Origin of the sequence: Streptomyces sp., from assembly GCF_050698815.1 — a bacterium.
Taxonomy (GTDB): domain Bacteria; phylum Actinomycetota; class Actinomycetes; order Streptomycetales; family Streptomycetaceae; genus Streptomyces.
In genome coordinates, this window is sequence record NZ_JBOHCV010000625.1 from 1 (window position 1) to 5,091 (window position 5,091).

A 5,091-nucleotide genomic window follows, 5' to 3' on the forward strand; every position below is an offset into this window, starting at 1 on the left:
ACTCTATCAGATCTGTTTTCCGGCCCGTTTCCGTGCCTGGATAACCTTTCTGATTCCCCGTCGGCGGGGCGCCTTCCGGCGTGACCGCTACGTTAGACGATTTCCCCCGGCGACTCAAAATCGAGCCGGCCGGTATCCCTCACCGAACTGATATCCGTGAAACAGGCACACGAAAACCAGCCCCGCGGAACGGGGAATCCTGCAGTAGTGGTTGCCGTCGGACGGCAGGAGTGCTGCCGCAGGAGCACACCGGCCCCTCGGCAACCGTTGAAGCCTACACCACGATCGGAGCGGTACCGAACCCGCTCCGCGGCGGGTCCGTGTTCCCGAATCAGCCCTTGCCCGTCGCCAGTTCACGGCTGCGGTCGCGGGCCGCCTCGAGGGCGTCGATGACGGCGGCACGCACGCGGTGGTTCTCGAGTTCGCGGATCGCGTTGATGGTGGTGCCCGCCGCGGAGGTCACGTTCTCCCGCAGCGTCACCGGATGGTCGCCGCTGTCGCGGAGCATCGTGGCGGCGCCGATCGCGGCCTGGATGATCAGGTCGTGCGCCTTGTCCCGTGGCAGCCCGAGCAGAATCCCGGCGTCGGTCATGGCCTCGACGAGGAAGTAGAAGTAGGCGGGTCCGGAGCCGGACAGGGCGGTCGCCGCGTCCTGTTGGCTCTCGGGCACGCGGAGCGTCTTGCCGACGCCGTTGAAGATCTCTTCGGTCAGGGCGAGGTGCGCCTCGGTGGCGTGCGTGCCGGCCGAGACGACGGACATGGCCTCGTCCACGAGTGCGGGAGTGTTCGTCATGACGCGGACGACGGGGGTACCGGGCTGGAGCCGTTCCTCGAAGAGGGAGGTGGGCAGACCGGCGGCGCCGCTGATGATCAGGCGTTCCGCGGGGGTGCGCGGTGCCAGCTCGTCGAGCAGGGTGCTCATGTCCTGCGGCTTGACCGTGAGGATGAGGGTGTCGGCTCGCTCGGCGGCGTCGGTGTTGCTGACGGCCTCGACCCCGTAGCGGTCGCGGAGTTCCTGTGCGCGTTCCGGACGACGGGCGGTGACCAGCAGGCGGGACGGTGACCAGCCGCCCCTCAGCATCCCGGAGAGCAGGGCCTCACCGATCTTGCCGGTGCCGAGGACGGCGACTTGCTGGGTCATGGGGCGGCTCACTTCATCCTGTGCGTACGGGTGCGGCTGCTGCCGCTCCATCCTCGCACCGGAGCGTGGCCGTGGCGGATCTGTCCGACTGGTGATCCGGGGTGCTATGCCGTACGCCGTCGAAGGGTGGCCGCGCCCAGGGTGAGCACCAGCAGGGCCGAGCCGGCGACGATGACGGCGTCCCGGACGAAGTCGCCCGTCGCGTCGGTGTGCACGAGGACCTCGGTCATGCCGTCGACCGCGTACGACATGGGCAGCACGTTGGAGAGGTACTCCAGCACGGGCTGCATGGTGTCGCGCGGGGCGAACAGGCCGCAGAGCAGGATCTGCGGAAAGATCACCGCGGGCATGAACTGCACCACCTGGAACTCCGACGCGGCGAACGCACTCACGAACAGGCCCAGAGCGGTGCCGAGAAGGGCGTCGAGCAGAGCGATCAGCAGCAGCAGCCAGGGCGACCCCGCGAAGTCGAGGTCCAGCAGCCAGACGGCGACTCCGGTCGCGACGGAGGCCTGGACGACGGCGAGCACGCCGAAGGCGAGTGCGTAGCCGAGGATCAGGTCGCCCTTGCCCAGGGGCATGGACAGCAGCCGTTCGAGGGTGCCCGAGGTGCGCTCGCGGAGGGTGGCGATGGAGGTGACCAGGAACATCGTCACCAGCGGGAAGATGCCGAGCAGAGAGGCGCCGATGCTGTCGAAGGCACGGCGGTCGGCGTCGAAGACGTAGTAGAGCAGCACCAGGAGCAGTACGGGCACCAGCAGCAGGAGCGCGATCGTACGTGGGTCGTGGCTGAGCTGGCGGAGTACTCGGCGGGCGGTGGCGAGGGTGCGGGTCGCGTTCATGGCGGGCTCTCCGGAAAGGGTTCGCGGGGTGGAGGCGGTGGCGGCGGCTCGGCGGCCGTACGAGTCAGACGGCGGCGGTCTCGTCGGCGCGCGCCTTGTCGACCAGGTGCAGGAAGGCGCCCTCGATGGACTCGGTATGCGTACGGGCGCGCAGCGCGTCCGGCGAGCCGGCGGCCAGCAGCCGGCCCGCGCGCATGAGCAGCAGGCTTTCGCAGCGGTCGGCCTCGTCCATGACGTGCGAGGAGATGAGGAGTGTGGTGCCGCGCTCGGCTGCGAGGCGGTGGAAGAGGTCCCACAGGTCGCGGCGGAGTACCGGGTCCAGGCCGACGGTGGGTTCGTCGAGGACGAGCAGTTCGGGTGAGCCGAGCAGGGCGACCGCGAGGGAGACGCGGGAGTGCTGGCCGCCGGAGAGCTTTCCGGTCAGGACGTCGGCGTGTGAGGTGAGGTCGACGTCGGTGAGCGCGCGGGTCACCTGGCCGGCCCGTTCGCGGCGGGGGATGCCGAGGACGGCCGCGTAGTAGTCGAGGTTCTGCCGTGCCGTCAGGTCGCCGTAGACCGAGGGGTCCTGGGTGACGTAGCCGACCCGGGGACGGAGGACGGCGGCACCCGCTGGCCGGCCGAGGACCTCGAGGGTGCCGGTGACCTTGGCCTGGGTGCCGACGATGGCGCGCATCAGAGAGGACTTGCCGCAGCCCGACGGACCGAGCAGACCGGTGACGCTTGCGGGGACGACGTCGAAGGTGAGGTCGTCGATGACTGTGCGACCGCCGCGGACCACGGTGAGGCCCTCGGCGTGAACGGCGGGGGCCGGCCGCTCACCGGATGGGTTATTCATCATGTGATGAATTGTGGTCCCGTCGGCACGGCGCGTCAAGCGCCTGCGGTCGCTCCGGCGCACGGCAGCACGCCGCCGCGCACCGGGGGCAGGAGGACGGCCGTCTGCGCGTCGTCGTTCACACAGAGTCCACGTGCCGAGTTGCAAATTCGCGCACGCTCTTGGACAGAATAGGAATACCTGCCCAAGAGCGGACCGAAGGGATCACGATGCGGCCGAGCAGGCACGCCATGCGGGCACTCGTCGCCGCCGTCACCCTCCTGCTCGCCACCGTCCTCACCCTCGACTGCGCTTCCGCGCAGGTCACATCGGAGAGACCGCGTGCTGCCGCGTCGTCCGAGCGGCTCCCGGGCACCACGAGTGAACACTCCGGCGCGGCGGAGGACGCCTGTCCGCCGCGACGCGGTGGACGCCGGTCGGTGAACGCCGCCACTCCGGGCACCCCGCTGAAACGTGTGTGCGATTGCGATGTCCGTACGGGCACGCCGGGCCGTGCGACGTCACCGGCCACTCAGCGTGAGTCCGCCTCCCGGGCCGCATCCAGGACGAAACCCGTCGATCTGCGCCTCCTGCATCAGGTGATCCGCTGCTGATCCGGCCGGACAGCCCGACCAGGACAGCACCGCGCTCCCGACCTCACACACAGCGAACCGACCCCTGCCCCCGCGCAGCCGTGCGGCGAGGCGGGCTGGAGGCTTCATGCGTTCCTTCATGCGTTCCTACTTCCGTGCCGCCCGCATGCCGCGGCGGAGAGCAACACTCCGGGCCGACGTCACCGCGTCCTTGGTGGTCTTCCTCGTCGCACTGCCGCTGTGCGTGGGCATCGCCGTCGCGTCGGGCGTACCTGCCGAACTCGGGCTGATCACCGGAATCGTGGGCGGCCTCGTCGCCGGTTCCCTGCCGGGCAGCAGCTTGCAGGTGAGTGGTCCGGCGGCCGGGCTGACCGTGCTCGTCTACGAGGCCGTACAGGCGCACGGGCTGGGCGTGCTCGGCGTGCTGGTGCTGCTGGCCGGTGTGCTTCAGCTGACGATGGGCGCACTGCGGCTGGGTCGCTGGTTCCGGGCGATCTCGGTCGCGGTGGTGCAGGGCATGCTCGCCGGGATCGGGCTGGTGCTGATCGCCGGACAGGTCTACGCCCTGGCCGGCGTGCCGGCACCCAGCAGTGGGCCGGGGAAGTTCATGGGGCTTCCCGGCCTCGCGGGCGAGGTGCTCGGCTCCGGCACGACACTCGCCGCGACGGGTATCGGCGTGGGCACGATTCTGGTGCTGGTGTACTGGCCGAAGTGGAAGCGGGCCGCCAGGGTGCTGCCCGCGCCGCTGACCGCGGTGGCCCTGGCGACGGCCGTGACCGGGATCTTCGGCCTGCCGGTGGACCGGGTACGGGTCCAGGGGCTGATGGCGGCCGTACAGCCGCCCGGACTCGACGATTTCGCGTCGCTCGCGTCGCTCGGTGTGCTGGGCACCGTGCTCGCCTTCACCCTCATCGCCTCCGCCGAGTCGCTGTTCAGCGCGGCGGCCGTGGACCGGCTGCACGACGGGCCGCGTACGGATTACGACAAGGAGCTGATGGCGCAGGGCGCGGGCAACGCGATCTGCGGCGCGCTGGGCGCGCTGCCGATGACGGCCGTCATCGTGCGCAGCTCGGCGAACGTCTCCGCCGGCGCGCGCACCAAACTCTCCCGCGTGCTGCACGGGGTGTGGTTGCTGATCTTCGTGGCGGCGCTGCCCGCGGCGCTGGGCGTGATTCCGGTGGCGGCGCTCGCGGGCGTGCTGGTGCACGCGGGCTGGAAGCTGGTCCCCGTCCGCGAGTTGGGGCCGCTGTGGCGCAAGCACCGCGCCGAGGCCGTGGTGCTCGCCGTGACCGCGATCGCGATCGTGGTGACCAACTTGTTCGAAGGTGTGCTGCTCGGGCTGCTGCTGGCCGTGGTCAAGCTGGCCTGGGAGATCTCGCACGTTCAGGTCGAGACGGAGGCCTTGGACAGCGGTGCTGAAGGTGCCGGCGGGGCCGGCGGGGCCGGCGCGGGCCGCCCCCTGCGCGTACGGGTGCTCGGCAACGCGACCTTCCTGCGACTGCCCAAGCTGCTGGACCAGCTGGAGGCGCTGCCGGCCGACCGCGCTGTCGAACTGAACCTGGCGGGGCTGCGCCACGTCGACCACGCGTGCGGAATGGCGCTGGCGGCCTGGGAGGAGGAACACAACTCCCGTGCCGGGACGGCGTCCTCACCGCACGAGGAGCGCGCCGGGCACCCCTCGCCGTGAGGCGAGGGGTGCCC

Annotated in this window: 4 protein-coding genes; 1 reads left to right on the plus strand and 3 read right to left on the minus strand. The window is 70.6% G+C overall.

The annotated features are described in order from the left end of the window. Positions 1-331: 331 nt before the first annotated feature. The 3 genes from proC to ACRDP3_RS22615 all read right to left on the minus strand — a co-directional run bounded on the left by proC (position 332) and on the right by ACRDP3_RS22615 (position 2,821). Positions 332-1,141, minus strand: a complete 810-nt coding sequence (gene proC / locus ACRDP3_RS22605) for a pyrroline-5-carboxylate reductase (protein WP_431518830.1) — start codon at positions 1,139-1,141, stop codon at positions 332-334. A 104-nt stretch (positions 1,142-1,245) separates the two neighbouring features. Further along, entirely contained in the window at positions 1,246-1,983 is a 738-nt protein-coding gene (locus ACRDP3_RS22610) for an ABC transporter permease (protein ID WP_431518831.1), read from the minus strand. Between the two features lie 64 nt (positions 1,984-2,047). Next, positions 2,048-2,821, minus strand: coding sequence for an ABC transporter ATP-binding protein (locus ACRDP3_RS22615; RefSeq protein WP_431518832.1), 774 nt, complete (start codon positions 2,819-2,821; stop codon positions 2,048-2,050). Between the two features lie 696 nt (positions 2,822-3,517). Between ACRDP3_RS22615 and ACRDP3_RS22620 the strand changes: the two genes are divergently transcribed. Beyond that, a complete protein-coding gene (locus ACRDP3_RS22620; RefSeq protein WP_431518833.1) occupies positions 3,518-5,077 on the plus strand; it encodes a SulP family inorganic anion transporter in 1,560 nt (519 codons plus the stop codon). Positions 5,078-5,091: the final 14 nt, after the last annotated feature.